The 26479-nt window shown below is 72.3% G+C and carries 23 protein-coding genes; 10 read left to right on the top strand and 13 right to left on the bottom strand.

Annotated elements, in window-relative coordinates; genetic code table 11:
* Positions 1 to 54 precede the first annotated feature (54 nt).
* The 3 genes from B100_RS0110775 (at position 55) to B100_RS0110785 (ending at position 1893) form a co-directional block, all read left to right on the top strand.
* Positions 55 to 1020, top strand: coding sequence for a zinc-binding dehydrogenase (locus tag B100_RS0110775; protein ID WP_024884442.1), 966 nt, complete (start codon positions 55 to 57; stop codon positions 1018 to 1020).
* 103 nt (positions 1021 to 1123) lie between these two features.
* Positions 1124 to 1333 carry an HTH domain-containing protein gene (locus B100_RS0110780; protein ID WP_024884443.1) on the top strand — a complete coding sequence of 70 codons (210 nt, stop codon included), beginning with the start codon at positions 1124 to 1126 and terminating at the stop codon, positions 1331 to 1333.
* Complete coding sequence (locus tag B100_RS0110785) at positions 1333 to 1893, top strand: Clp protease N-terminal domain-containing protein (RefSeq protein WP_024884444.1); 561 nt, start codon at positions 1333 to 1335, stop codon at positions 1891 to 1893. Before B100_RS0110780 ends, B100_RS0110785 begins: the two co-directional genes overlap by 1 nt.
* A 7-nt stretch (positions 1894 to 1900) precedes the next feature.
* Here B100_RS0110785 and B100_RS0110790 read toward each other — a convergent pair whose 3' ends face one another.
* The 7 genes from B100_RS0110790 to B100_RS0110820 form a co-directional block, all read right to left on the bottom strand.
* Positions 1901 to 2944, bottom strand: coding sequence for a helix-turn-helix transcriptional regulator (locus B100_RS0110790; RefSeq protein ID WP_024884445.1), 1044 nt, complete (start codon positions 2942 to 2944; stop codon positions 1901 to 1903).
* A 1-nt stretch (position 2945) separates the two neighbouring features.
* Entirely contained in the window at positions 2946 to 3818 is an 873-nt protein-coding gene (locus B100_RS0110795) for a DUF4097 family beta strand repeat-containing protein (protein WP_024884446.1), read from the bottom strand.
* 295 nt (positions 3819 to 4113) lie between these two features.
* A complete protein-coding gene (locus tag B100_RS0110800; RefSeq protein WP_003961784.1) occupies positions 4114 to 4296 on the bottom strand; it encodes a DUF6104 family protein in 183 nt (60 codons plus the stop codon).
* An 87-nt stretch (positions 4297 to 4383) separates the two neighbouring features.
* Complete coding sequence (locus B100_RS0110805) at positions 4384 to 8175, bottom strand: multifunctional oxoglutarate decarboxylase/oxoglutarate dehydrogenase thiamine pyrophosphate-binding subunit/dihydrolipoyllysine-residue succinyltransferase subunit (protein ID WP_024884447.1); 3792 nt, start codon at positions 8173 to 8175, stop codon at positions 4384 to 4386.
* Between the two features lie 291 nt (positions 8176 to 8466).
* Positions 8467 to 9591 (bottom strand): sensor histidine kinase, encoded by a 1125-nt coding sequence (locus B100_RS0110810; RefSeq protein ID WP_024884448.1) that lies wholly within the window; start codon positions 9589 to 9591, stop codon positions 8467 to 8469.
* Positions 9588 to 10328, bottom strand: coding sequence for a response regulator transcription factor (locus tag B100_RS0110815; RefSeq protein WP_019522934.1), 741 nt, complete (start codon positions 10326 to 10328; stop codon positions 9588 to 9590). Before B100_RS0110815 ends, B100_RS0110810 begins: the two co-directional genes overlap by 4 nt.
* Before the next feature lie 125 nt (positions 10329 to 10453).
* Complete coding sequence (locus B100_RS0110820; protein ID WP_024884449.1) at positions 10454 to 11143, bottom strand: spermine/spermidine synthase domain-containing protein; 690 nt, start codon at positions 11141 to 11143, stop codon at positions 10454 to 10456.
* Between the two features lie 150 nt (positions 11144 to 11293).
* Here B100_RS0110820 and lon point away from each other — a divergent pair, with 150 nt between their 5' ends.
* Positions 11294 to 13708 (top strand): endopeptidase La, encoded by a 2415-nt coding sequence (gene lon, locus B100_RS0110825; RefSeq protein ID WP_024884450.1) that lies wholly within the window; start codon positions 11294 to 11296, stop codon positions 13706 to 13708.
* A gap of 72 nt (positions 13709 to 13780) precedes the next feature.
* Here the strand turns inward: lon and B100_RS0110830 are convergent, their stop codons facing one another.
* Positions 13781 to 14611, bottom strand: a complete 831-nt coding sequence (locus B100_RS0110830) for a lysozyme (protein ID WP_024884451.1) — start codon at positions 14609 to 14611, stop codon at positions 13781 to 13783.
* 226 nt (positions 14612 to 14837) lie between these two features.
* Here B100_RS0110830 and B100_RS0110835 point away from each other — a divergent pair, with 226 nt between their 5' ends.
* Entirely contained in the window at positions 14838 to 15332 is a 495-nt protein-coding gene (locus B100_RS0110835; RefSeq protein ID WP_024884452.1) for a MarR family transcriptional regulator, read from the top strand.
* A 368-nt stretch (positions 15333 to 15700) separates the two neighbouring features.
* Here the strand turns inward: B100_RS0110835 and B100_RS0110840 are convergent, their stop codons facing one another.
* Positions 15701 to 16495 (bottom strand): protein phosphatase 2C domain-containing protein, encoded by a 795-nt coding sequence (locus tag B100_RS0110840; protein WP_024884453.1) that lies wholly within the window; start codon positions 16493 to 16495, stop codon positions 15701 to 15703.
* 407 nt (positions 16496 to 16902) lie between these two features.
* Between B100_RS0110840 and B100_RS0110845 the strand changes: the two genes are divergently transcribed.
* The 5 genes from B100_RS0110845 to B100_RS0110865 are packed head-to-tail and all read left to right on the top strand — an operon-like array spanning position 16903 to position 23142.
* Positions 16903 to 20256 (top strand): sensor histidine kinase, encoded by a 3354-nt coding sequence (locus tag B100_RS0110845; protein WP_024884454.1) that lies wholly within the window; start codon positions 16903 to 16905, stop codon positions 20254 to 20256.
* Positions 20253 to 20810 (top strand): hypothetical protein, encoded by a 558-nt coding sequence (locus B100_RS0110850; protein ID WP_024884455.1) that lies wholly within the window; start codon positions 20253 to 20255, stop codon positions 20808 to 20810. Before B100_RS0110845 ends, B100_RS0110850 begins: the two co-directional genes overlap by 4 nt.
* Positions 20807 to 21238 carry a DUF742 domain-containing protein gene (locus B100_RS0110855; protein ID WP_024884456.1) on the top strand — a complete coding sequence of 144 codons (432 nt, stop codon included), beginning with the start codon at positions 20807 to 20809 and terminating at the stop codon, positions 21236 to 21238. The genes B100_RS0110850 and B100_RS0110855 overlap by 4 nt, the downstream gene beginning before the upstream one ends.
* Positions 21219 to 21857, top strand: a complete 639-nt coding sequence (locus B100_RS0110860; RefSeq protein WP_024884457.1) for a GTP-binding protein — start codon at positions 21219 to 21221, stop codon at positions 21855 to 21857. The genes B100_RS0110855 and B100_RS0110860 overlap by 20 nt, the downstream gene beginning before the upstream one ends.
* Before the next feature lie 22 nt (positions 21858 to 21879).
* A complete protein-coding gene (locus tag B100_RS0110865; RefSeq protein ID WP_024884458.1) occupies positions 21880 to 23142 on the top strand; it encodes a styrene monooxygenase/indole monooxygenase family protein in 1263 nt (420 codons plus the stop codon).
* On the opposite strand, the gene B100_RS0110870 is transcribed toward B100_RS0110865, so the two are convergent.
* From B100_RS0110870 to B100_RS0110885, 4 genes are all read right to left on the bottom strand, one after another.
* Positions 23106 to 24275 carry a C40 family peptidase gene (locus tag B100_RS0110870; protein WP_024884459.1) on the bottom strand — a complete coding sequence of 390 codons (1170 nt, stop codon included), beginning with the start codon at positions 24273 to 24275 and terminating at the stop codon, positions 23106 to 23108. The two genes, B100_RS0110865 and B100_RS0110870, sit on opposite strands and share 37 nt — an antisense overlap.
* Before the next feature lie 103 nt (positions 24276 to 24378).
* Positions 24379 to 24693 (bottom strand): hypothetical protein, encoded by a 315-nt coding sequence (locus B100_RS0110875; RefSeq protein WP_024884460.1) that lies wholly within the window; start codon positions 24691 to 24693, stop codon positions 24379 to 24381.
* Between the two features lie 28 nt (positions 24694 to 24721).
* Positions 24722 to 25375: a TetR/AcrR family transcriptional regulator gene (locus B100_RS0110880; RefSeq protein ID WP_024884461.1), complete on the bottom strand. Its 654-nt coding sequence runs from the start codon at positions 25373 to 25375 to the stop codon at positions 24722 to 24724.
* A 104-nt stretch (positions 25376 to 25479) separates the two neighbouring features.
* Positions 25480 to 26418, bottom strand: coding sequence for an AurF N-oxygenase family protein (locus tag B100_RS0110885; protein ID WP_024884462.1), 939 nt, complete (start codon positions 26416 to 26418; stop codon positions 25480 to 25482).
* Positions 26419 to 26479 lie beyond the last annotated feature (61 nt).

Genomic DNA, 26479 nt, shown 5'->3' on the forward strand with positions numbered 1-26479 from the left:
TGTCACAGGCGGGCACGGTTCCTTCGACGGGGCGCGGACCCTATCGTCAAGGTCATGTTCGCTGTCTACGCCGCCCGAATCGACCGCGACCAGCCGCTCACGGGACTGGAGTCGGGAGAGCGTCCCGCTCCCGAGTCCCGGCCGGGCTGGAGCACCGTCACGGTCAAGGCCGCCTCCCTCAACCACCACGACCTCTGGTCCCTGCGGGGCGTCGGCCTCGCGGAGGACAAGCTGCCGATGATCCTCGGCTGCGACGCAGCCGGTGTCGACGAGGACGGCAACGAGGTCGTCCTGCACTCGGTGATCGGCCAGACCGGTCACGGCGTGGGGCCCAGGGAGCCCCGCTCCATCCTGACCGAGCGCTACCAGGGCACCTTCGCCGAACAGGTCGCCGTGCCCACCTGGAACATCCTGCCCAAGCCCAAGGAGCTCTCCTTCGAGGAGGCGGCCTGCCTGCCCACGGCCTGGCTGACGGCCTACCGCATGCTGTTCACCAACGCCGGGGTACGGCCCGGCGACTCGGTGCTGGTGCAGGGCGCCGGCGGCGGCGTCGCCACCGCCGCGATCGTGCTCGGCAAGGCGGCGGGCCTGCGGGTCTTCGCCACCAGCCGGGACGAGGCCAAGCGCAAGCGGGCGCTGGAGCTGGGCGCCGTGGAGGCGGTGGAACCCGGTGCCCGGCTGCCGCAGCGGGTCGACGCGGTGATCGAGACCGTGGGCGCGGCCACCTGGTCGCACTCGGTGAAGTCGCTGCGCCCCGGCGGGACGCTGGTGATCTCCGGCGCCACCAGCGGTGACCGGCCCTCGCACGCGGAGCTGACCCGGGTCTTCTTCCTGGAACTGAAGATCGTGGGGTCGACGATGGGTACCAAGGACGAGCTGGAGGACCTGCTGTCCTTCTGCGCCGCGACCGGGGTGCGGCCCGTCATCGACGAGGCGCTGCCCCTGGACCGGGCCCGCGAGGGCTTCGAACGGATGGCGTCCGGCGAGCTCTTCGGCAAGATCGTGCTCACCAACCACTGAGGCGGAGCCTCTCCCTCCTCACGGCCGGTCCGGTGTTTCCGGGCCGGCCGTCGGCATGTCAACTATGGTTGACGCGACCGATGTGTCAATGTAAGTTGACGTCATGACTGAGGCAACCGATCTCGCCGAGCGGGCCGGTGACCGCGATCCGCGGGTCGGCCTGCGGGCCGTCGCCGCGCTGCGCAGGCTGCTCGAACAACTGGAAGCCGTGCAGGTGCGCAACGCGCGCAATCACGGCTGGTCGTGGCAGGAGATCGCGACCGAACTCGGGGTCAGCAGGCAGGCCGTGCACAAGAAGTACGGGAGGCATTGATGTTCGAGCGGTTCACCAAGGACGCCCGCGACGTGGTCAAAGGGGCCGTCGCCCAGGCGGAACGGGCGGGGGCCGGCCACGTCGGCACCGAGCACCTGCTCCTCGCCCTGCTCGACCGGGAGGGCAGCCGTGCCTCCTTCGCCCTGACCGCCCTCGGCCTCGGCGACCGCCGCGAGGCCGTACGGGAGGCGCTGGAGGAGGCGCGACGGCGGGGCGGGCTCACCCAGGCCGAGACCGACGCCCTCGCCGGACTGGGCATCGACGTACCGGAGATTGTCGCCCGGGTGGAGGAGGCCCACGGACCCGGGGCCCTGTCCGGGAGCCGGGTCCGCGGCCGGTGGCCCGGGCACCGGCCCTTCGACCGGGCGGCCAAGGACGTCCTCACCGGGGCGCTGCGCACCGCCACCGCCCGGCGCCACCGCCACATCGGCGACGAGCATCTGCTGCTCGCCCTCACCGCCCGCCCCGGCGTGCCCGCCGAGGTCCTCGCCGACCACGGGGTGACCCACGCGTCGGTGACCCGCGTGCTGTACGGCGACGGCGAGGCCAAGGCGAGCTGACGCGGGCTCAGGGCTTCGGCGCGCGCAGCAGCGCCCCGATCCGGGCGGCCGCCGTCGACAGATGACGGCGGGCGTCCTGGAGCTGGTCCGCGGTGACCCCGTGGTCCCGGGCGGCGTCCCTGACGTCGTCCCGGAAGCGGTCCAGCAGCCGCTCCAGGTCGCGCGCCGGATCATCGGTGGAGTCCGCGGCGCTCTCGTACCCCCAGGAGGGGGCGTAGTCGGCGGGGAAGTCCTCGGGGGTCGAGGAGTACGACGGCCGGGAGTCCGCCGGTCCGCCGGCGGCCGTGCGGCCGAAGGCGAAGTCCTTGCCGAAGTCGCTCATCTCCTTGACCAGGTCGCCCAGGCCCTCGCGCAGACCGGACGGCCAGTCGCCGCGGGTGAAGTGGTCCTGCACCTGCTCCTGCACCTGCCGGACGATGCGCTGCACCTGCTCCTGCGCCTTGTCCTGCGCCTCCTTGGCCTGGCGCCGGGCTCGCTGGGCCTCCTCACGGGAGCGCCGGCTCTCGTCCTTGGCGCGCCGGGCCTGCTCCTTCCACTCCTGCTTGGCGCGGCGCATCTCCTCCTTCGCGGCGCGCCAGGCGTCCTTGTCGCCGAACACCGAGAAGTCGCCGAAACCGTCGGCCACGCCCCCCTTGTCGCCGGAGGCGTCCCCGCCCCGGGACTGCCGGGCCCGGCCGGCCGCGGCCCGCATCTCGCGGCGCAGATCGCCCGCCGCGCCGCTGACGTCGGCCTTGATCTCCGCGGCCAGCTCGGCGACCGACTCGCGGATCTCCAGCTCCAGGTCGGCCAGCTCGCCGCTGCGGTCGGCCAGTTCGGCCCGGCCCGCGTCGGTGATCGAGTAGACCTTGCGGCCGCCCTCGGTGGTGTGGGTGACCAGCCCTTCCGCCTCCAGCTTGGCCAGGCGGGGGTAGACCGTGCCCGCCGACGGTGCGTACAGCCCCTGGAAGCGCTCCTCGAGGAGGCGTATCACCTCGTAGCCGTGGCGGGGGGCCTCGTCGAGCAGCTTCAGCAGGTACAGGCGGAGGCGTCCGTGGGCGAAGACGGGGGGCATGTCAGAGCACCTTCTTGTCGGTCGTACCGGCATTGTCTCCCGCGCCGTCCCGCCGGCCGGGCTCGTCCTCCCGGGGTGGGCGGCGCAGCAGGGCGATGGAGCCGGAGACGGTGGTGGCCCGCAGCTTGCCGCTGCCCGCGCCGAGCCGGCCGGTGAGCTTGTGGGCGCCCCACATGCCCTGCACCCGAAGGTCGTCGAAGGCGTTGGAGATGGCGCCGCTCGCGGTGTTGGCCTCCACCTCCGCGTCGGCGGGGTCGGGCAGCCGGACCGCTATCTCGCCCGAGACGCTGGTCAGCCGGATGTCGGTGGGGCCCTCGGGGTCGAGGTCCACGATCATCGAGCCGCTGACCGTGTCCGCCTTGACGGAGGGGCCGGAGCCCTCGACGACGGTGAGGTCGCCGGAGACGGAGGCGAAGTGGAGGTCGCCGGTGACGGACTGCGCCTCGACATTGCCGGAGACGGTGTCCGCGCGGACCGGGCCGGAGAGGGCGACGAGGGTGGTGTCGCCCGCGACGCCCTTCACCGCGGCGGGACCCCGGACGCCGGAGACGACGGCGGTGGCGCCGACGACCCCGACCTCGACCTTGGTGCGGGCCGGGACCGCCAGGGAGACGACCACGCTGCGGCGCCAGCCCTTGCGGTCGAGCCACTTGAGGAAGCCCTTCCAGGGGAGGTCGTCGTAGGCGACGGTCAGGACGCCGTCCTCGTGCGTGACGACGAGGGGTGGGCCCTCGATGTCGGAGACGTGGAGGCGGGCCTCGGTCTCGTCCGTCCCCACCACGTTCACCGTGCCGTTGACGATGCGGACGTTGAGGTGGGTCAGGGGGGCGTCGAAGGTGAGTTTGGCCGGGTCTGCGACGGACCACTCGGGCATGGGACGACCTCCTGATCGCGGGGGGTACCCGGGGCGCGCGGATCGCGCCATATCGCGTATTACTCGATTCACGATATATCGCGGCAGGCGAAAGTCAAGGCACTCGTTCTGGTGAACGGTGCCTTGGGAGGTTCGGTATGTCGTTGTGGTGAGCGTTCGTCGGGGGAGGCGAGGGCGTCGGTGCGGGGCGGCCGTGCCGCTGGGGGCACCTCAGCGGCCGTGCCGCTGGGGGCACCTCCCAGGCCCTTGAGGCATTGGGGGAGGCACGGCTGCCCGCGACCGGCGGCAGACGGGCCTACTCGTCCTCGTCCTCGTCGTCCAGGCGGGCCAGCCAGGTGGCGAGGCGTTCCACCGGGACCTCGAAGTCGGGGTTGAGGTCGACGAAGGTCCGCAGCTGCTCCGCGAGCCACTCGAAGGTGACCTCCTCCTCCCCGCGCCGCTTCTCCAGTTCCTCGATGCCACGGTCCGTGAAGTACATGAGGACAAGGATATGTGCCGGAAAACGGGGCGGGCCGCACCCCCGTGAAGGGGTGCGGCCCGGTCGCGTACCGCGTGGCGCCGCCGGTCAGGCGTCGAAGACCTCACGCACCAGCTGCTCCTGCTCGGCCTGGTGGCGCTTGGCGGAGCCGACCGCGGGCGACGAACCGTGCGGCCGCGAGATGCGGCGCAGGCGCTCGTCGTGCGGGAGGTCGGCACCGACCGCCAGGTCGAGGTGGTCGATCAGGTTGAGCGCGATGAACGGCCAGGCACCCTGGTTCGCCGGCTCCTCCTGGGCCCACAGGTACTTCTCGGCGTTCGGGTACTTCTTGATCTCCGCCTGGAGCTCGGCACCCGGCAGCGGGTACAGGCGCTCGATGCGGATGATCGCCGTGTCGTCCGCGCCGCGCTTCTTCTTCTCGGCGGCCAGGTCGTAGTAGACCTTGCCGGCGCAGAAGACGACCTTCTTCACGGCGGCCGGGTCGACCGTGTCGTCGCCGATGACCGGGCGGAACTGGCCCGTGGTGAACTCCTCCGCCTTCGACGCGGCGGCCTTCAGGCGCAGCATCGACTTCGGGGTGAAGACGACCAGCGGCTTGTGGTGCGGGTTGTGCACCTGCCACCGCAGGAGGTGGAAGTAGTTCGACGGCGAGGTCGGCATCGCGACCGTCATGTTGTTCTGGGCGCAGAGCTGCAGGAAGCGCTCCGGGCGGGCCGAGGAGTGGTCCGGGCCCTGGCCCTCGTAGCCGTGCGGGAGGAGCAGGACCACACCGGAGGTCTGGGCCCACTTCTGCTCGGCCGACGAGATGAACTCGTCCACGACCGTCTGCGCGCCGTTGACGAAGTCGCCGAACTGCGCCTCCCACAGCACGAGCGCGTCCGGGCGGGCCAGCGAGTAGCCGTACTCGAAGCCCATCGCCGCGTACTCGGACAGCAGGGAGTTGTAGACGTTCAGCCGCGACTGGTCCTCGGAGAGGTACTGCAGCGGCGTGTACTCCTCGCCCGTGCTGCGGTCGATGATGACCGCGTGGCGCTGGCCGAAGGTGCCGCGCTGGGAGTCCTGCCCCGCGAGGCGCACCGGGACGCCCTCCAGGAGCAGCGAGCCGAGGGCGAGGGTCTCGCCCATGCCCCAGTCGATCGTGCCGTCCTCGACCATCGCCGCCCGGCGCTGCAACTGCGGCAGCAGACGCGGGTGGACGGTGATGTGGTCGGGGATGTTCACCTGGGACTCGGCGATCCGCTTCACGGTCTCCGTGGTCACCGCGGTGTTCACGGCGACCGGGAACTCGGCCTGCGGGTCCGAGGGCGCCACCGTGGACGGCTGCGAGGTGGCCTCGCGGACCTCGGTGAAGACCTTCTCCAGCTGGCCCTGGTAGTCCTGCAGCGCCTGCTCGGCCTCTTCCAGGGTGATGTCGCCGCGACCGATGAGGGACTCGGTGTACAGCTTGCGCACCGAGCGCTTCTTGTCGATCAGGTCGTACATCAGCGGCTGGGTGAAGGCCGGGTTGTCGGTCTCGTTGTGACCGCGGCGGCGGTAGCAGATGAGGTCGATCACCACGTCCTTGTTGAACGCCTGGCGGAACTCGAAGGCGAGGCGCGCGACGCGCACCACGGCCTCCGGGTCGTCGCCGTTCACGTGGAAGATCGGGGCCTCGATCATGCGGGCCACGTCCGTGGCGTACATCGACGAGCGCGAGGACTCCGGGGCGGCGGTGAAGCCGACCTGGTTGTTGATGACGACGTGGACCGTGCCGCCGGTGCGGTAGCCGCGCAGCTGCGACATGTTCAGGGTCTCGGCCACCACGCCCTGGCCCGCGAAGGCCGCGTCGCCGTGGATCGCCACCGGCAGGACGGTGAAGTCCGTGCCGCCCTTGCCGATGATGTCCTGCTTGGCGCGGGCGACGCCCTCCAGGACCGGGTCCACCGCCTCCAGGTGCGAGGGGTTGGCTACCAGCGAGACCTTGATCTGCTCGCCGTCCAGGCCGGTGAAGGTGCCCTCGGCGCCCAGGTGGTACTTCACGTCGCCGGAGCCGTGCATCGACTTCGGGTCGAGATTGCCCTCGAACTCGCGGAAGATCTGCGCGTACGACTTGCCGACGATGTTCGCCAGCACGTTCAGCCGGCCGCGGTGGGCCATGCCGATGACGACCTCGTCCAGCCGGGACTCGGCCGCCGAGTCCAGCACCGCGTCGAGCAGCGGGATGACGGACTCGCTGCCCTCCAGGGAGAAGCGCTTCTGGCCGACGTACTTGGTCTGCAGGAACGTCTCGAAGGCTTCCGCCGCGTTCAGCCGGCGCAGGATGCGCAGCTGCTCCTCGCGCTCGGGCTTGGTGTGCGAGCGCTCGATGCGGTCCTGGATCCACTTGCGCTGCTTGGGGTCCTGGATGTGCATGAACTCGATGCCGGTGGTGCGGCAGTACGAGTCGCGGAGCACGCCGAGGATGTCGCGCAGCTTCATCATCGACTTGCCGGCGAAGCCGCCGACGGCGAACTCGCGCTCCAGGTCCCACAGGGTGAGGCCGTGCTCGACGATGTCCAGGTCGGGGTGCTTGCGCTGCTTGTACTCCAGCGGGTCGGTGTCGGCCATGACGTGGCCGCGGACCCGGTAGGAGTGGATCAGGTCGAAGACCCGGGCGGCCTTGGTGACGTCGTCGTCGTGGCTGGCGTCGATGTCCTTGAGCCAGCGGACCGGCTCGTAGGGGATGCGCAGCGCCTCGAAGATCTCGTCGTAGAAGCCGTTCTCGCCGAGCAGGAGGTTCGCGACCTGGCGGAGGAACTCGCCGGAGGCGGCGCCCTGGATCACCCGGTGGTCGTAGGTCGACGTGAGCGTCATGACCTTCGAGATGCCGAGCTTGTTCAGGGTGTCCTGGGAGGTGCCCTGGAACTCCGCCGGGTAGTCCATGGCGCCGACGCCCATGATGACCGACTGTCCGGGCATCAGGCGCGGCACGGAGTGGACGGTGCCGAGGCCGCCGGGGTTGGTCAGGGAGACCGTGACGCCGGTGAAGTCGTCCATCGTCAGCTTGTTGTCGCGGGCGCGACGGACGATGTCCTCGTAGGCCTGCCAGAACTCGAAGAAGTTCAGCGTCTCGGCCTTCTTGATGGCCGCTACGACGAGCTGGCGGTCGCCGTTGGGCTTGACCAGGTCGATGGCGAGGCCGAGGTTGATGTGCTCCGGCTTCACCAGGGTCGGCTTGCCGTCCACCTTCGCGAACGAGTGGTTCATCGACGGCATGGCCTTGATGGCCTGGACCATGGCGTAGCCGATGAGGTGCGTGAAGGAGATCTTCCCGCCACGCGCCCGCTTCAGGTGGTTGTTGATGACGATGCGGTTGTCGAACAGCAGCTTCACCGGGACGGCGCGCACGGACGTGGCCGTGGGCAGCTCCAGCGAGGCGTCCATGTTCTTCGCCACGGCGGCGGACGGACCGCGCAGGGTCACCCGCTCGGGTCCGCTCTTGGCCTCACCCGCGGGCTCGGCCTTCTTGGCCGGGGCCGGCTTCGCGGCGGGGGCGGCCGGAGCGGCCGCCTTCGCCGGGGCGGGAGCCTGGGCCTTGGCCGCCGGGGCGGCGGCAGCGGGCTGCGCGGCCGGGGCGGGCACGTCCGCCTTCGCGGGAGCGGCCGGCTGGGCCGGGGCGGTGGGGGTCACAGCGGCCCCCGCGGCCGCGTCACCCGTCGGAGCCGAGGTCGCAGGCGCGCCCGGCTTGTAGTCGGCGAAGAAGTCCCACCAGGCTCGGTCCACCGAGTTCGGGTCCTGGAGGTACTGCTGGTAGATCTCGTCGACGAGCCATTCGTTGGCACCGAAGGCCGCAGCGGGGTTCTTTCCCGCTTGGTCGGTGTCGGTCGAGATGCTCGAGTTACTGGGGGACTGTGGCGACACGGCGTCAACCGCCCTCTTCCGCTTCGCAAGATGATGGACAGCGGAAATAAAGGCTACGCCTCCGCGCGCGAGAAGGTCAGGCCGGGCCCTAGCAACGTCGTGCACATCACATCTCAACGGGTGTTTCGGCGCTGGAAATGGCGGGAAACAAGCGAGGTTCCGCTTCTCTTGACGTTATCAGGCATCGCTCGACCGGGGTCCGACGCGCCCCGCGCGCGGGCCTGTGCCTGATCACACGTGTCCGTCAGCGCGAACACTGATGGATCTTGAAGCTCGGCTTCGAACTTTACGTCAACTTGGGGTGGAGGTGGGCCCCGGAAGAGTGATCAGGATCCGGCAACCCCGCTCGGATTCCGCCACTCCGATCCGGCCGCCGTGCAGATCCACGGCCCAGCGGGCGATCGCCAGACCCAACCCGGTGCCGCCGTCGCTGCCGGGGCCGTGCGGACGGTTGACGCTGCCGCGGTTGAACCGCTCGAAGACCCGGTGCCACTCGGTCCGCGGGATGCCCGGACCCTCGTCCAGCACCTCCAGCTCCAGCGACTCCGGCTCGGCACCCCGGCGCGCCCGGACCGTCACCCGGCCGTGCGGCGGGCTGTGCTTGACCGCGTTGTCGATCAGGTTGGCCACCACCTGGTGGATCCGCTCCGGGTCGGCGTGCGCGGTGAGCTCGGGCGGGGTGACGTCGAGATGCAGATGGACGTCCGTACGGGTGTGACTGCCGGATCCGGAGGCCATGCCGGCGCGGGCCGAGGCGACCATGTTGGCCTCCTTGAGCACGCCCGACAGGTACGGCCACACCTCGAAGCGGCGCTTCTTCAGCGGGACCACGCCGTTGTCCAGGCGCGAGAGGTCCAGCAGCGTCTCCACCAGGCGGCCGAGCCGCTCGGTCTGCTTCAGGGCCGTGCGCATCGTCTCCGGGTCGGGCCGGGTGACGCCGTCGACGATGTTCTCCAGCACCGCGCGCAGGCCCGCGATGGGCGTGCGCAGCTCGTGCGAGACATTGGCCACAAGCTCCTTGCGCTGGCTGTCCTGGGCCTCCAGCTCGTCGGCCATGACGTTGATCGTCTGCGCCAGGTCACCCAGCTCGTCACGGCGGCTCTCGCGCACCCGGCGGGTGTAGTCGCCGTGCGAGATGGACCGGGCGACCGCGTTCATGTCGTCCAGCGGAGCGGTGAGGGAGTGCGCCACGAACTGGGTGATGAGCAGCGTGGCGATCATCGAGAACACCGTGATGAAGCGCAGCTCCGTCTTGGTGTTCACGGCGACCACCGACAGTCCGGTGGTGATCAGGACCGAGACGACGACCAGCGCGCCCAGTTTGGTCTTGATCGAGAACGGCCGCAGGCCGCCCCAGGGCTGTCCCGTGCGCCCGCCCTGTCGCCCCTGTCCGTGGCCCCCCGGACCCGCGCTCATGGCGTCGGCGTCTCCAGGGCGTAGCCCACGCCGTGCACCGTGCGGATGCGCTCGGCGCCGATCTTCCGGCGCAGCGCCTTGATGTGGCTGTCCACTGTCCGGGTGCCGGAGGCGTCCGCCCAGTCCCAGACCTCGGCCAGCAGCTGCTCGCGGGAGAGCACCGCGCGCGGGGTGTTGGCCAGGCACACCAGGAGGTCGAACTCGGTGGGCGTCAGGTGGACGTCCTCACTGCGCACGCGCACCCGGCGCTGGGCATGGTCGATCTCCAGTTCGCCCAGGCGCAGGATGCCGCTGCGCGGGGTGGTGGCCGCGAGGGCCGCGCGCTCCATGCGGCGCAGCAGCACGTGCACCCGGGCCGCCAGCTCCCGCATGGAGAACGGCTTGGTCATGTAGTCGTCGGCGCCGACACCGAGGCCGACCAGCATGTCGGTCTCGTCGTCGCGCGCGGTGAGCATCAGCACCGGCACCGGCCGCTGGGCCTGCACGCGCCGGCAGACCTCCAGGCCGTCGAAGCCGGGCAGCATGATGTCGAGGATCAGCAGATCGGGCTGCCAGGCCTCCGCCGTGTCCACTGCGGACGGGCCGTCGCCCGCCGTTTGCACCAGGAATCCCTCGGCACGAAGGCGGGTCGCGATGGCGTCCACGATCGTCGCGTCGTCCTCGACCACCAGGACCCTGCGCTGAGCGCCGGGGGTGGTCGTCGCCGTGCCGTTGTGGGAGGTGTGTGTCTGCTCCATCGCCCGCCCCTGAGGTGTGCTTTATCCGGAATCCGTGGGGTGATCCGTCGTCTGCGCATCACTGCGATTGACGCTTGAATGATCCGCGCCAAGGCAGCAGCGTACGGGGATTCACCACCCGTTTGCTATCCAGGGCGGACGCCGATGTGCACGACGTCCGGAACGCCCCGGGCAACGGGGATCTCTTCGGTACGCACCTGCCGGAACCCGGCATTCCGCAAGGTTCCCTCGAATTCCGGGGAAGGCCTGGCGGACCATACCGCGAGGACCCCGCGCGGCTTCAACACCCTTGCACATGCCGCGAGTCCGGTCGGCGAATAAAGGCCCTCGTTGTCCTCGGTGACGGTCCAGTCGGGCCCGTTGTCGATGTCGAGACACAGCGCGTCGAATGTGTCGGATGTCTCATTGACGTAGGTGATCAGATCCTGCTCGACGATCTCCGTGCGCGGGTCGGCGAGGGCCTGTCCGGAGAGCGCCGACAGCGGGCCCGCGCGGTGCCACTCGACGACCGCGGGCTCCCGCTCCACCACGGTGATCCGCCCCCAGCGGGACTGCCCGGCGGCGTGCGCGAGGGAGAAGCCGACGCCCAGCCCGCCGATCAGCACCCGCGGACCGTCCGCCTCCGGGTCGAGGGCGGTCAGGGCGGCGTCCACGAGCAGCCGCTCGGAACGCCCGTCGGAGGTGTCCATCAGGAAGCAGCCGTTGGCGATGATCTGCAGCAGGTCGCCGTGCCGGCGCAGCACCACCTCGCCGTACGGGCCCTCGCGGCGGTCCAGGACTTCAGGAGCTTCGGGAATGTCGTACGGGGTGGGCATGCGTTCATCCTGGCAGCTCGCCCTTCCCAGGGGCCGGGGACGGGGGACCCCCGTCCGGTGATCGCTGACAGCGAACGCGCGTCCGGGAACATTCGGCGGCGCTCCTGCATTGAGTCGGCATAGCTCAACTTGACTGCCGAAGGGGAGATCATGGCTGCTGAGTCCACACCGCTCGCCCTGCCCGTGCTGCCGCTCGACGACGAGGTCGTGCTGCCCGGGATGGTGGTTCCGCTGGACCTGAGCGATTCCGAGGTGCGCGCCGCGGTGGAGGCCGCCCAGGCCGCCGCCCGCGACGAACCGGGCAAGCCCCGGGTGCTCCTGGTGCCGCGCGTCGACGGGACCTACGCCGGGACCGGCGTGCTGGGCACCGTCGAGCAGGTCGGCCGGCTGGCCGACGGCGACCCGGGCGCCCTGATCCGCGGCCGGGGCCGGGTGCGCATCGGCGCCGGGACCACCGGGCCGGGCGCGGCGCTGTGGGTGGAGGGCACCCGCATCGACGAGAGCGTGCCCGAGCCGCTGCCGGGACACGTGTCCGAACTGGTCAAGGAGTACAAGGCGCTCGCCACCGCCTGGCTGCGCAAGCGCGGCGCCTGGCAGGTGGTGGACCGGGTCCAGGCCATCGACGACGTCTCCGCGCTCGCCGACAACTCCGGCTACTCGCCGTTCCTCACCACCGACCAGAAGGTCGCCCTGCTGGAGACCACCGACCCGGTGGCCCGGCTGAAGCTCGCCACCCAGCAGCTGCGCGACCACCTCGCCGAACAGGACGTCGCCGAGACCATTGCCAAGGACGTCCAGGAGGGCGTCGACAAGCAGCAGCGCGAGTTCCTGCTCCGCCGTCAGCTGGAGGCGGTCCGCAAGGAACTGCGCGAGCTGAACGGCGACCAGGAGGGCGAGGAGTCCGACGACTACCGCGCCCGCGTCGAGGCCGCCGACCTGCCGGAGAAGGTGCGCGAGGCCGCGCTCAAGGAGGTCGACAAGCTGGAGCGCTCTTCCGACCAGTCACCGGAGGGCTCCTGGATCCGCACCTGGCTCGACACGGTCCTGGAGATGCCGTGGAACGAGCGCACCGAGGACGCCTACGACATCCAGGGCGCCCAGTCCGTCCTGGACGCCGAGCACGCGGGTCTGCAGGACGTGAAGGAGCGCATCACCGAGTACCTGGCGGTGCGCAAGCGCCGCAGCGACCGGGGTCTCGGCGTGGTCGGCGGACGGCGCGGCGGTGCCGTGCTGGCCCTGGTGGGCCCGCCCGGCGTCGGCAAGACCTCGCTGGGCGAGTCCGTCGCCCACGCCATGGGCCGCAAGTTCGTCCGCGTCGCCCTCGGCGGCGTCCGCGACGAGGCCGAGATCCGCGGCCACCGCCGCACCTACGTCGGCGCGCTGCCCGGCCGGATCGTGCGGGCGATCAAGGAGGCCGGTTCGATGAACCCGGTCGTCCTGCTCGACGAGATCGACAAGGTGGGCTCGGACTTCCGGGGCGACCCGGCCGCCGCCCTCCTGGAGGTCCTCGACCCGGCGCAGAACCACACCTTCCGGGACCACTACCTGGAGGTCGAGCTCGACCTGTCCGACGTGGTGTTCCTCGCCACCGCCAACGTCCTCGAAGCCATCCCGGAGGCCCTGCTCGACCGTATGGAGCTGGTCCGCCTCGACGGCTACACCGAGGACGAGAAGATCGTCATCGCCCGTGACCACCTGCTCCCGCGCCAGCTGGAGCGCGCCGGTCTCGCGGCGGACGAGGTGACGATCGAGGAAGGGGCGCTGCGCAAGCTGGCCGGTGAGTACACGCGCGAGGCCGGCGTGCGCACCCTGGAGCGGTCGGTCGCGCGGCTGCTGCGCAAGATCGCCGCCCGTCACGAACTGGGCGAGCGGGAGCTGCCGTTCACCGTCACCGAGGGCGACCTGCGCGACCTGATCGGGCGGCCGCACCACGTGCCGGAGTCCGCCCAGGAACCGGCCGAGCGCCGTACCGCCGTCCCCGGTGTCGCCACCGGGCTCGCCGTGACCGGCGCCGGCGGGGACGTGCTCTACGTGGAGGCCTCCCTGGCCGACCCGGAGACGGGCGCGGCGGGGCTGACCCTGACCGGCCAGCTGGGCGACGTGATGAAGGAGTCCGCGCGGATCGCGCTGAGCTTCCTGCGCAGTCACGGCGCCGAGCTGGAGCTGCCGGTGGCCGACCTGAAGGACCGGGGCGTGCACATCCACTTCCCGGCGGGCGCCGTGCCCAAGGACGGCCCGAGCGCGGGCATCACGATGACCACCGCGCTGGCCTCGCTGCTCTCCGGCCGGCTGGTCCGTACGGACGTGGCGATGACCGGTGAGGTGTCGCTGACCGGGCGGGTGCTGCCGATCGGCGGGGTGAAGCAGAAGCTGCTCGCCGCGCACCGGGCGGGGATCACCACCGTGATCATCCCCAAGCGCAACGAGCCCGACCTGGACGACGTCCCGGCGGAGGTGCTGGAGAAGCTGGACGTGCACGCCGTCACCGACGTCCGCCAGGTGCTGGATCTGGCGCTGTCGCCCGCCACGAACGGGGCGGCGCCGGAGGTTCCGGTGGCCGCGTGACGGGGGTCGCCGGATGAGGGAGGCCCGGGTCCCGTGAGGGAAACCCGGGCCTTTCCCTTACCGCTTTGTGGCTCAGCTGCCGGCGGCGAAGGCCTGCACCCGGTCGAGGGTGCCGTTGAAGCGGTCGTGGTCGCCGACCGTCGGGCCGGTCGAGGTGTACTGCCACATCGTGTACGTGTCCCAGCCGGCGGGCAGGTCGCCCACGGTGGAGGCGTAGCGGGCGATCCACAGCGGGGTGGTGGAGGCGAAGCCCGCGTAGTCGCCGGTGCACTGCTGCCACCAGCTGGTGGCGGTGTAGATCACGGCGCCGCGGCCGGTACGGGCGCGGTACTGGTCGAGGAAGTCGCGGATCCAGCTCACCATCGAGCTCGCCGACTTGCCGTAGCAGGCGTCGCCGTACGGGTTCCACTCGATGTCCAGGACGCCCGGCAGGGTGCGGCCGTCGGCGGACCAGGCGCCGCCGCGGTCCACGAAGTAGTCCGCCTGGGCGGCGCCGCTCGCGGTGTCCGGCGTCGCGAAGTGGTAGGCGCCGCGCACCATGCCGACGTCGTAGGAGCCGTTGTACTGCTGGGAGTGGTACGGGTTGGTGTAGTACGTGCCCTCCGTGGCCTTGGCGTAGGCCCAGCGGACCCCGCTGCTCCACAGGGTCGGCCAGGCGACGTTGCCCTGGTGGCTGGAGACGTCCACCCCTTCCGTCTGGGTGGAGCGCGCGGTGGGCAGGCCGGCCCGGCCGTCGTGGGCGAGGACGCCCATGCCCATGTGGGCGGAGCCGCGCGGCGGGACGGTGGGGGCGGACTCGTCTGCGCCGGCCGCCGTCTGCGGGAGGACGAGGGCCGCGAGCAGGACGGCACCGGCGGCCCCGAGCGCGCGTATACGGACGAGCCGGGATCTGGGCACAGGCATGACGCATCTCCGAACGGTCGTGGGGCGAACCCGGAATGTGACCCACATCGCATGTAGTGGGCATGCCACGTATGGGGCTGGTAGAGACACTGCGGACGTCGACCACGGCGGGCGGGCGGACCGCCGCGCTGCCGTTGGTCTACGCCTGCGAAATACTTATGGAGCTGCGGCGACGCCGCCACCTGGCGCCAGACTTTCAGAACCGGAAACCGAGGCAGGGGCACACGTGCACGAAGACGTAAACGGCGGCGGGGAACACGCCGCCTCGCCGGAGCCCGCGTCCGGTGTGGAACAGCCCGGGTTCCTGGCCCTGGAACGGGAGTTGACGGTTCTGCTGCGCCGGGCGCGGGCCAGCCAGGGGGAGATGGCGCGCGAGGTCCACCCTGACCTGGAGCCGTCCGCGTACGGCCTGCTGGTCCGTCTGGATGAGTGCGGCCGGCAGCGGGCCACCGAACTCGCCGCCTACATCGGTGTGGGCAAGGCGACGATGTCCCGCCAGCTGCGTGCCCTCGAAGACCTGGGGCTCGTCGGGCGCGAGCCGGACCCCGCCGACGGGCGCGCCTGGCTCGTCACGCTCACGGACGAAGGGCGGCAGCGGGTGAGCAGGGTGCGCGAGGCCCGCCGCGCCCGCTACGCCGGCCGGTTCGCCGACTGGGACCCGACGGAGGTCACGGAACTCGCCCGCCTGCTCAACCGGCTGAACCGGGGGATGGAACGGTAGGGGGCGGCTCCGCCGCCCGGCCACGCGCGCGGGGACGGGCGGAAGGCCCGTGACCGTGACCCGGCGGGTGCGGGCCCCGCGGCGCGGGCGGGTGCCGGGCACCGTGCGTCCGGTTTCGCGGCGTGGGGGTCGGTTTCCGTGACCCGGGGGCGCCCCGAGCGCATCGGGGGGTGCGTGCCCCGCGGCGCGGGTGGGTGCGGGGCGCCGCGTGACCGGGTGGGGGCTGGTGCCCGTGTCTCCGGGCGGGCGCCCCGGGCGCATGCGTCAGTGGCGAGGGGCCGGCAGGTGTCCGCCGTGCGGGCGGTGCCCGGCCGTTCGGGCGAGGACAGTTCGCCGTCCGGACGACAGCTGCCCGTACGGGCAGCCCCTCAGGCGGGGGGCAGCTCGGTGTGGACGATCGTCGCGTCGTCGTGGGGCTTGCCCCGGCGGGGCGGGACCCGGGTCGCGTCCGCGCGCTCCAGGGACCGGACCCGGTCCACCAGCGCCCGCGCGCCCTCCTCGCGGATCAGGGCGAGGCAGTCCGCCCAGTCGCCCTCGCCGAACCGCTCCACCCACCGCGCCGCGCCGTCCGTCAGCGCCGCCAGCGCGCGCACCTCCCCGCGCGGGAGGGAGCCCGTGACCGCCCGTGAGGACACCGCCGGGTCCGCCGCCGCGGTGAAGAAGCCACCCTCCTTGTTGCGCAGCGTGGTGTCCACGACGGTGTGGCTGGCCAGGGCCGAGAGGGGCAGCCGGTCCAGCCGGTCGTCCCTGACCGCCGTGACCGTGCCGTCCGTCGACTCCACCAGCAGCACCGAGTCGGACAGCACGAGCCAGTCCACCGAGCCGGACGACCAGCGGGTCAGCACCACCGTCGCCTGCGGCGTTCGGGGGTGAGAAAGGTCACAGGTCGCCGCGTGGCTCCCGGCCGTGCGCGCGATGCCCCGGGACAGCAGCTCGGCCAGCGGAACATCCGGGAGGGAAACGGTCAGTTCGGTCAGCGCGCCGCCCAGCCGGGCGGTGAACCAGGGCACCGAATGCAGACAGCCGCCCCCGTCGGACGGCGGCGTGACGCCGTCCAGGACCACGAGCGAACCGCCCTGCCCGGAGGCCGGAAGTCCGACGCTCGCGAAGTCCTCGTTGGGGCGTCCCGGTTCACCGGGCTCCGAAACAAGTTCCGTGCGCATCCGGCCAGTCTGCACGAGTTCCCCACAACGCCCGCAAAAGCCGGGCAGGGTTCGTACGTTCTCCACAGGCGCGCAGGTCAGACGCCTGGTTTGGGAGGGAATGAAGGGCTCCGGGAAGGCGTGGCGGCGAATATTGCCACCGCCTGCCGCAGACGTCCAACCGGCGTGCCGCGCGGGCCCGCTGCGGGGCGCAACGGAACTTGCTCCTCAACTCGCCTCCGATGTTCACTCCTTCGAGTGGCGGGTCAGGTGATGCGCATCCACTGTCCACGGGCACTGGGAGGGTCGGGGAGCGATGGGGGCGCCTCGCTGTCCGAGCGCGGCCGGCGGCTCGCCAGGAGCGCCCGCGCCCGTTGACGGAGCGTCACGCGGGCCCACGGGTACACGAGTCAGGAATGCGAGCACCGGTGCAGAAGACGCGGCCTCGTCGCAAGGACAAGCAGGCGGCCCTCACGGGGGACGCGCAGCAGACGCCCACCGTGGGCAAAGGCCGCCCCACCCACGTACGCAACCGGCTCGTCGTCGCCGTGGCCGTGGTGGCCGCGGCGATCGCCGGGGCCGGCGCACCCTCCGTACTGGCGGCCTCCCAGCAGCTGAAGGACGCGCAGGAACTGGTCACGCTCGCCGAGCGGACCGAGGACGCGCTCGCCCTCGCCCACTCCCTCGCCGACGAGCGTGACGAGGTCGTCCCCTACATCGCGGCGGGCCGCCCCAAGTCGAAGGCGCCCTCCGAGGAGCACAGCGCCCGGGTGGACCGGCAGGTCGAGGAACTGCGCGCCGACACCGACACCTCGACGGCGCTGCGCGAGGAGCTCGACGCCGTCGGCACGGTGCGCCGGGCCGCCCTCACCGGCAAGAGCAGCGCGCTGGAGGCCCACCAGGCGTACTCCACCGCCATCTCCCAGCTGCACCGGCTCGCCGCGCGCCTGGCCGACGAGACCCCGCCCCGTGCCGGGTCCGGCGCGCACGCGCTCGCCGAGCTGGACACCGCCGTCCAGCAGGCCGCCGCCACCCGCGGGCTGCTGCTCGCCGTGCTGAACGTGCCGAGCACCACGGAGACCGTGATCGACCCGATCACGGGGCTGCCGGTCACCGCCACCAGCACCTCGGAGGCCGACGAGGAGCGGCGCGACGCGCTGTCCGCCGCCGCGCTCCAGGCGCGGGTGCGCTCCGACGCGGCCCTCGCCGACTTCCGGGACGCAGCGCCGAAGGCCGCCCGCGCCTCCTACGACTCGACGGTCACCGGCCCCGAGGTCGACACCGCCGAGAAGTACCTGGGGAAGCTCACCGACAAGCCGACCCTCTCCGACTCCGAGCTGAACACCAGCCCCAAGAAGCTGGCGGCGGCGCTCACCGCGCGCATCGAGACCATGCGCGGGGCAGAGTCCGCGCTGTTCGACCAGCGCACCAAGGAACTCGCCCAGCTGCGGGACGACGACGTCACCGAGCTGGAGATCCGGATCGCCGTCCTCGGCGCCCTCATGCTGCTCACCGTCGGCATCACCACGGCGATGGCCCGCACCCTCACCCGCCCGCTGTCGGTGCTGCGCCGGGGCTCGGCGCGCCTCGCGGAGGCGGAGGACCCCACCGTCGAGGAACCGGTCACCTTCACCGGCCGCAACGACGAGTTCGCCCAGGTCGTCCGCTCCGTCAACGCCCTGCACGCGCACGCCGCCGGACTCGCCCAGCGGATCGCCACGCTGGAGGCCGACCGCAAGCACCTGGTCGGGCAGCGCCAGAAGATGGCCGACGCCCGAGAGGAACTGCGCACCGAACTCGCCGAGGCCACCGCCCACATGGAGCGGCTGCGCACCAGCATCGGCGGTACGTTCGTCAACCTCGCGCTGCGCACGCTCGGCCTGGTCGAGCGGCAGCTCGGCGTGATCGAGGGACTGGAGGAGCGGGAGGACGACCCGGACCGCCTGGCCACCCTCTTCAAGCTCGACCACTTCGCCACGGTCATGCGCCGGCACAGCGAGAACCTGCTGGTCCTCGCCGGCACCGAGCACGGCCGGCACACGGCGGGCCCCGTCCCGCTGGTCGACGTCGTCCGCGCCGCGGTGAGCGAGATCGAGCGGTACGAGCGGGTGCGGATCGCGGCGCTGCCGCCGCACGCGCACATCGCCGGGTTCGCGGCGGACGACCTGTCCCACCTGCTGGCCGAACTCATGGAGAACGCCACCTCGTTCTCCCCGCCGGACATGCCCGTCGAGGTCTCCGGCTGGCTGCTGGAGAACGGCGAGGTCATGCTCTCCGTCCAGGACGAGGGCATCGGCATGGCCGCCGACCGGCTGGAGCGGCTCAACACCCGGCTGTCCGAGTTCGACCCGGAGGCGGCGTACGACGCGGAGTCCGACGAGGGTCTCGGCCTCGGTCTGTACGTCGTGGCCCGCCTCGCCCACCGGCACGGTGTCCGGGTGCAGCTGCGCAAGCAGAAGCAGGGCGGGATCGCGGCGGTCGTCGTCCTGCCCGACCCCCTGCTGGCGCCCGCGACGCCCACGGCGGTCCCCTCCTCGGTCCCCGGCGGCGCCCACGCGGTGTCCCTGCCGGGCGCGGACGCCGAGGCCAACTCCAACGTGCTGCCGGGGCGTTCGGCGACGGGCGACCCCCTGGTCGACCTGGCCGAGCGGTCCATCCAGGCCCACGCCACGACGGAGGCAGCGGCCCCGGGCGCCCCGCAGGCGTCCGGGCCCGCCCTCGCCGACGAGCGGGCGGCGGCCACCGCCGCGCCGGGCGACGTGGACCAGGCAGCCGCGAACGAGGCGGCCCTCACCGACGACCTCGACAACCCGGCCCGGGACGACTCCCGTCCGGCGGCCGTGCCGACGCGGGGCTGGGCCGCCCCGGCTCCGGCCGCCGCGCCCGACCTCGACGAAACCGTTCCGGCCGGCACCGAGCCGCCGGGTGCGGACGGGGCCGTGCCGGACGCCGTACGCGCGCCCGGTACCCCCGCGGCCGGGGAGGAGCCGCAGCCGGACGAGACCGCCGCCCCCGACCGCACGGACGAGCCCGCCGTCCGCCCCGCGCCGGACGCGACCGCGGAGACGCCCGTCGCACCGACCGCGGAGACGCCCGAAGAACCGGCCGTCGACGAGCCGGAGGCCACCGCCCCCGTCGAGCGGCCCGCCGAGACCACCATGGAGCTGTTCATCCCGGCCCAGCCGGACGGCCGTACCGCGTCCGGCGGCGAGGACGCCGACCGCCACGCGGCGGCCGGCGGACACGGAGCCGGAACCGCCCAGCTCCCCGACGAGGCCGTACGCCCGGGCGCCGGACACGAACCAGACCCGCGCACGCAGGACCCGGCCGGCACCCGGCCCGACGCCGACGCCGTACGTCCGGAAGCCGCTCGCGAAGCGGCACAGGCGCCCGGGGACACAGCCCCCGAACCCCCGGCCGCCCCGCAGGACCCCCGGAGCGGGCTGCCCGGCCGCCCCGTCGCCGACGACGCAGCCGGCGGGCACGAGCACACGCGTGTCGCGGACGGCCCCGCCGCCGACGAACCCGTCACCGCCAAGGGACTGCCGAAGCGGACGCCGAAGATCAGCGCACCGGCCGCGCCCCCGCGGCCGCGCTCCGGCTCCGTGGACGCCGAGGCGCTGCGCCGGCGGCTGGGCGGGTTCCGCCGCGGGGCGGACGCCGGAAGGCGGGACGTCGAGGCCGAGCTGGCGACCGGGCGCGGCCACGACCGGGCACCGGCCGGGGCGGACGCCACAACCGAAGAAGCCACGGGGGGCACTGTCGAGGAGGCAAGCAGTTGACCGCGCCCAGTACCTTCGGACCGAGCAGTGAGGCCCGCAACCTGCACTGGCTGCTGACGAACCTCGTCGAGGAGGTGCCCGGCATCCACTCCGTCGCGGTCGTCTCCTCCGACGGCCTGCTGCTCCTCTCCTCCGACGAGACGCTCGCCCGCGCCCGCAGCGGCCCGGACGGGACCGCCCCGGTCCGAGGGGAGCGGGGAGCGGCACGGCCCGGGCCGCGCGGTTCCTCCGCCGACCTGGCCACCGTCGTCTCCGGCATCGGCAGCCTCACCATCGGCGCCTCGAAGCTGATGGACTACGGGCCCGTGAAGCACACCATGGTCGCCATGGACGAGGGCAGCCTCTTCGTGATGTCGATCAGCGACGGCTCGCTGCTCGGCGTGCACGGCTCCGCGGACTGCGACATGAGCGTCGTGGCGTACCACATGGCCCTGTTCGTCGGCCGGGCCGGCCACGTCCTCACCCCCGAACTCCGCAGCGAACTGCGCAAGAACCTCGAGAGCGCGGGGAGCGCGGGGAGCACGGAGCACGAGTCCGCCGGGAGTCCCCGATGACCAGCGTCCCGAAGAAACATCTCCCGGTCCGCGGCGGGGACCGTAAACCCGCCCGCGTGCGCCCCTACTCGCTCACCGGCGGCCGTACCCGCTTCGGCCACGTGCTGCTGGTCGAGACGTTCGTCGGCGCCACCGCCGGCACGGCCGCGCTCGAGGCCGCCGAGGAGCGCCGGGAGCTCACCTCCGGCGGGTTCGGCACCCGGGTCATGCCCGAGGTGCGGGCCATCGTCGAACTGTGCCGCCGCATGCGCACGGTGGCCGAGATCGCCGCGCTGCTCAGGATGCCGCTCGGCGTGGTCCGCGTCCTGCTGAGCGACCTCGCGGACCAGGGAAAGATCCGTGTCTACGGGACGGGCACCGGCCACGGCACGGGCCGCCCGGACCGCGCGCTGCTGGAAAGGGTGCTGAGTGGACTCCGCCGTCTCTGACGTCGCGTACGGCGTCTCCCCGCTCGTCGAAGCGGACGAGCCCCTGCTGCCCTGGCAGACGGACCCCACCCGGGCACCGATCGCCACGAAGATAGTGGTCGCCGGCGGCTTCGGCGTCGGCAAGACCACCCTCGTCGGCGCCGTCTCCGAGATCACGCCCCTGCAGACCGAGGCGCTGATGACCGAGGCGAGCGAGGAGACCGACGACCTCACCGCCACACCGGGCAAACTGACCACCACCGTGGCCATGGACTTCGGGCGCATCACGCTCGACGACGACCTGGTGCTCTACCTCTTCGGCACGCCCGGCCAGCAGCGGTTCTGGTTCATGTGGGACGACTTGGTGCGCGGCGCGATCGGCGCGGTCGTGCTGGCCGACACCCGCCGTCTGAAGGACTGCTGGCCGGCGCTGGACTACTTCGAGAGCTGCGGGATGCCGTACGTCGTGGCCGTCAACCACTTCGACGGCACCGAGCGTTACGACCCGGAGGACGTGCGGGAGGCCCTCACGATCCCCGCGCACATACCTGTCATGATCATGGATGCGCGCCGCCGGATCTCGGTCATCGAGACCCTCTTGTCCCTCGTGGGCCACGCGCTCGACGAAACCCCCGAGTAGCCCCCTTAGGAGCGTCCCCCGTATGCGGAAGATACTCGTCGTCGGGGCCGGTCAGTCCGGTCTCCAGCTCGCCCTGGGACTCCAGTCGCACGGGTACGAGGTCACCCTCATGTCCAACCGGACCGCGGACGAGATCCGCACCGGACGGGTCATGTCGACGCAGTGCATGTTCCATACGGCCCTGCAGCACGAGCGCGACCTCCAGCTGAACTTCTGGGAGTCCCAGGCGCCGAAGATCCAGGGCCTCGGCGTCTCGGTCGCCGCCCCCGGCTCCTTCGACCCGGGCCCCTCGCAGCGCGCCATCGACTGGCTGGGCAGGCTCGACGGGTTCGCGCAGTCCGTGGACCAGCGCGTGAAGATGGCCGGCTGGATGGAGACCTTCGCCCAGCGCGGCGGACAGCTCGTCATCCACGGCGCCGCCGTCGGCGACCTCGACTACTTCTCCCGCACCTACGACCTGGTGCTCGTCTCGGCGGGCAAGGGCGAGCTGGTGCAGATGTTCGCCCGGGACGCCGAGCGCTCCCCGTACAGCGAGCCGCAGCGCGCCCTCGCCGTCGCCTACGTGCACGGCATGGGCCCGCGCCCGGAGCACCCGGACACCGAGGCGGTCCGCTGCAACCTGGTCCCCGGCGTCGGTGAGATGTTCATCATGCCGACGTACACCACTTCCGGCCGCGCCGACATCCTGTTCTGGGAGGGCATCCCCGGCGGCCCGCTGGACGCCTTCAAGGACGTCAAGGACCCGGCCGAGCACCTCTCCCTGACCCTGGAACTGATGGAGAAGTTCCTGCCCTGGGAGTACGCGCGCGCCACCAAGGTCGAGCTGACCGACGCCGGCGGCACCCTGGCCGGGCGCTACGCCCCGACCGTCCGCAACCCGATCGGGCGCCTCCCCGGCGGCGGTCTCGTCCTCGGCGTCGCCGACGTGGTCGTCGCCAACGACCCGATCACCGGCCAGGGCTCCAACTCCGCGTCCAAGTGCGCCGCCGCCTACCTCGCCTCCATCCTCGAGCACGGCGACAAGCCGTTCGACGAGGACTGGATGCGGCGGACCTTCGACCGCTACTGGGACACCGCGCAGCACGTCACCAAGTGGACGAACGCCATGCTGGCCCCGCCGCCGGAGCACATCCTGAACCTGATCGGCGCCGCCGGCCAGCTCCAGCCCGTCGCCGACCGCTTCGCCAACGGCTTCGACAACCCGGCCGACTTCGAGAACTTCTTCTACGAGCCGGAGAAGACGAACGCCTACCTGGCCGAGGTCTCCGGCGCGGCCGGCGCGTAGACGGCGCCGTACCCCTCGTCGGACCCGTCCGTCGCCCCCTCGGGGAGCTCCGGCGGCACATAGTGCTCCACGGGCTCCCCGCCGGGGTCGGGCCGCACCGCGCCCAGCACCGGGTTGGCCGCGATCGGCGACACCTTGATCCGCGCGCCGGGCCGGGGCGCCTGCACCACCATGCCGTCGCCCAGGTAGAGGGCGACATGTGTGGCCTCCGGGAAGTACACGACGAGGTCGCCGGGGCGCAGGTCCACCAGCTCGATCCGCTCCAGCCGCGCCCACTGCTCCTGGCTGGTCCGGGGGATCGGGGCGCCGGCGGAGTGCCACGCCTCGGAGGTCAGCCCCGAGCAGTCGTACGTCGCCGGGCCCTCCGCCCCCCATTCGTACGGCTTGCCGAGCTGCTCGACCGCGTACCGCACGGCCCGCTCGCCGGCCGCCGACGGCGCGCCCGTGCCGCTCAGCGCCCCGGACGCCACCAGTTCCCGCTGGGCGTCGGCGACCCGGGTCCGCTCCAGCTCGGCCAGCCGCGCCAGCTGGTCGGCGGTGAGCGAGGCCAGCAACTCCTCGACGTCGTGCAGCCGTTCGACGACCTGGTCGCGTTCCTTCTTGCGGCGTTCGGTCAGCGCGATCCGCTCGTCCAGCGCCTTGCGCGCCTTGCGCGCCAGCTCGCCGGCCTCCTTGGCGTCACCGGTCAGCCGGCCCACCGTCTGCGCCCGCTCCCGCGCCAGCTGCCCGATCACATGCCCCTGCTCCAGCGCCCGCTGCGGGTCGCGCGCCAGCAGCAGCCGCAGGTAGGGGGAGAGGCCGGTGACGCTCTGGTACTGCTGCCGGGCGAGCCGTCCGGCGGCGCCGCGGCTGTCGTGCAGGGAGAGCCGGGTGCGGGCGAGCGCCCGGTCCAGCCGCGCGGTCTCGGCGCGCTGCTCGGCCAGCGCCTCCTCGGTGGCGTTGTAGCGCTCGGTGGCCTTCTCCGCCTCGTGGTACAGGGTCTGAAGGTCCGTCAGCAGATCGGCGACGGAACGGCCGCCGGACGTGGCGGGGGAGCCGCCCGGTTCCGGTACGGCCATCGCGGGCACGGGTGCGAGGACGGTCCCGGCCGCCAGCGCCGCCGTACACACCAGACGCAGAAGCATTCCTGACACGCCATCACCTCCGACGCGGAGCGGCTCGTCCGCTCCGTACCGCGAGCATCGAGGCGGTGCGCGTGGTCCGCTCGCCGAGTGTGCGCGGTTCGGCGCAACCCGGTCACCCGTCCGCGTCGTCCGGCTTGCCCTGCGGCGTGGCGTCCGGGGCGGGGCGGGACTTCCGCCACGGCCACCGCGGTCCGTCGCCGGCCCGCCCGGTCGGGTCGTGGAGGTACTTCCAGCGGGCGGTCAGCCCGGTGAGCCTGCCCGTCCCGCGGGGCACCCGGCGGTAGACCAGCACCGTGGGCGGGCCGCCGTCCGGGGCCGGCACGGGGATGCGGTACGTCTTGGGCGGGTGCCCGGTGATGCCGAGCAGCACGGGCAGGACGCGCCCGTCCATGGGGCCGCCCTCGAAGGGGGTGTCTTCGCTCTTCACCCCACCAGTCTCGGCCATCGGCCGCGGGTCACAGCTCCGCGGCCAGCGCCCGCACCAGCGCGTCGGTCTGCGCGTCCCGCCGCGCGGTGACCGTCAGCACCGCCACGAACTGCTCCACCAGCCAGTCCCGCAGCTCCTCCAGGGGCGGCTGCTTGTCCTCGTCGAGCCAGATCAGGGAGGCGGCCTCCACGGCGGTGATCCACATCCGGATGGTCATCCGCAGCCGTGGTCCCGGATCGGTGACGTCGAGATGGCTGAGAATGTGCTCCGCGGCGGCCCGGCGCACCCCGTCCACCAGGGCGGTGGTGCGGGACGTCTCCACCACGCTGCCGCCCTGGAGCAGCGCGCTGAAGCCGGTGTCGTGCCGGCCGACGAATTCGAGGTAGCGCTCCACGGCCCGGGTCAGCCGGGGGAGCAGCGGCCCCTCGTGCGGCTCGTCGAAGCAGTCCCGCAGCTCGTCGGCGGCGGACTTCAGGGACGCCTCGTACAGCTGCTGCTTGCCGCCCGGGAAGTAGCGGTAGACCAGCGGCCGGGACACTCCGGCCGCCTCCGCCACGTCGTCCAGGGACACGTCCTCCGGGGCGCGGTGGGCGAACAGGGACAGCGCGGCCTCCAGCAGCTGGCTGCGGCGCTCCTCGACACTGAGGCGCCGGTAGGCGGGGGTGGGGGCCTGCGAGGTCATGCCCGCAGCGTAACCGCCCCTCCGCGCCGCCGGCCCGCCCCGGCAGGCCGATATCCGACCCCCGGAACGCACCGGTCCGGGCCCCGTCCGCAGGCCCCGGCCGCCTACGCCAGCAGGCCCGAGGACCGCCACAGCCGACGCCCCGCACCGCGCAGCACGCCGATGTCGTCCAGGAAGTCCGTGAGCTTCTTCGCCCCCTGCTGCATCACGTCCCGCCGGTGCCCGCTCGCCTTGACCTGGGCGACCGCCTCGCGCCGGTCCAGGCCGACGTTCGTGTAGACCTCCGGGTTCACGAACGCCACCGAGAACACCCGGGCGAACTCGCCCGAGGAGACGCGGGTGAACTCCTGCGACCACCGCGGCGCCGTCATCATCTGGCGCCGCAGCTCCTCACGCGCGTACCGGACGTGCCGCGCCTCCTCGACCACGTGGATCCGCGTGACGCCCCGGATCAGGGGCTGCACCCGCTCGTCCGGGAAGGTCAGCCGCTGCATCCAGTCCAGCACCTCCTCGCCGAGGAGGGTCGCGGTGAACGAGCCGGGGGTGGTGGAGACCGTCTTGAACAGCCGGCCCAGGTTCTGGTGGATCCGGCTCACCTGGTACCAGGGGGTGCCGCTCTGCTCGATCACCCGGGCGAACATCTTCGAGTGGCGGCACTCGTCCTCGATCTCGGTGAGGGCGTACCGCACGTGGGCGCTGGTCGCGGACTTGTCGTAGATGTGGCGGACCAGCAGCTGCATCAGGATCAGCTCGAACCAGATGCCGAGCGAGGCGAGCGCGGCCGCCTCGTGCCGGGAGAGCAGGATGCGCTGCTCCTCGCTCATCCGCCGCCACATCGGGGTGCCGTACAGCGAGACCAGCTCCGGCGGCCAGAACCACTTGCCGTCCTCGAAGGGGGCGTCCCAGTCCAGCTCCTTGTCCGGGTCGAAGGAGTGCTTCGCGGAGGACTCCAGCAGCCGCCGGGCCACCTGCTCCCGGTCCTTCAGCTGCCCGAGCGCGTCCCACAGGCCGTCGAGCGCGTCGGTTTCCGACAGGGTCGTCATGACGGTTCCACCTCGGGGGCGTCTCGGGTTACCGGCAGGTCACCTTTATGAGACTGCCTGT

The sequence above is a fragment of the Streptomyces sp. CNH189 genome (assembly GCF_000527195.1).